The organism is Proteus genomosp. 6 (genome assembly GCF_040139785.1).
GTDB lineage: Bacteria > Pseudomonadota > Gammaproteobacteria > Enterobacterales > Enterobacteriaceae > Proteus.
On sequence record NZ_JBEEVJ010000043.1, the window covers coordinates 1 to 1,193 of the forward strand.

The window sequence follows — 1,193 nt, forward strand, 5'->3', positions numbered from 1 at the left end:
TGAATGGGTTCATGTGCAGCTCCATCAGCAAAAGGGGATGATAAGTTTATCACCACCGACTATTTGCAACAGTGCCCTCTGATGTTACATTGCACAAGATAAAAATATATCATCATGAACAATAAAACTGTCTGCTTACATAAACAGTAATACAAGGGGTGTTATGAGCCATATTCAACGGGAAACGTCTTGCTCGAGGCCGCGATTAAATTCCAACATGGATGCTGATTTATATGGGTATAAATGGGCTCGCGATAATGTCGGGCAATCAGGTGCGACAATCTATCGATTGTATGGGAAGCCCGATGCGCCAGAGTTGTTTCTGAAACATGGCAAAGGTAGCGTTGCCAATGATGTTACAGATGAGATGGTCAGACTAAACTGGCTGACGGAATTTATGCCTCTTCCGACCATCAAGCATTTTATCCGTACTCCTGATGATGCATGGTTACTCACCACTGCGATCCCCGGGAAAACAGCATTCCAGGTATTAGAAGAATATCCTGATTCAGGTGAAAATATTGTTGATGCGCTGGCAGTGTTCCTGCGCCGGTTGCATTCGATTCCTGTTTGTAATTGTCCTTTTAACAGCGATCGCGTATTTCGTCTCGCTCAGGCGCAATCACGAATGAATAACGGTTTGGTTGATGCGAGTGATTTTGATGACGAGCGTAATGGCTGGCCTGTTGAACAAGTCTGGAAAGAAATGCATAAGCTTTTGCCATTCTCACCGGATTCAGTCGTCACTCATGGTGATTTCTCACTTGATAACCTTATTTTTGACGAGGGGAAATTAATAGGTTGTATTGATGTTGGACGAGTCGGAATCGCAGACCGATACCAGGATCTTGCCATCCTATGGAACTGCCTCGGTGAGTTTTCTCCTTCATTACAGAAACGGCTTTTTCAAAAATATGGTATTGATAATCCTGATATGAATAAATTGCAGTTTCATTTGATGCTCGATGAGTTTTTCTAATCAGAATTGGTTAATTGGTTGTAACACTGGCAGAGCATTACGCTGACTTGACGGGACGGCGCTTCCCTACCCTCATGGCCGCCTCCCAGGAATCGACCCAGGTGCTTATCGTGGACATAATCCTTTACTCATAAATTGGCACTGTTGCAAAGTTAGCGATGAGGCAGCCTTTTGTCTTATTCAAAGGCCTTACATTTCAAAAACTCTGCTTACC

1 protein-coding gene is annotated in these 1,193 nt (G+C 43.7%); it reads left to right on the top strand.

The window, feature by feature from the left end:
* The first annotated feature begins 163 nt into the window (after window positions 1-163).
* Window positions 164-979, top strand: a complete 816-nt coding sequence (locus ABN212_RS18675) for an aminoglycoside O-phosphotransferase APH(3')-Ia (RefSeq protein ID WP_000018329.1) — start codon at window positions 164-166, stop codon at window positions 977-979.
* The last annotated feature ends 214 nt before the right edge of the window (window positions 980-1,193 follow it).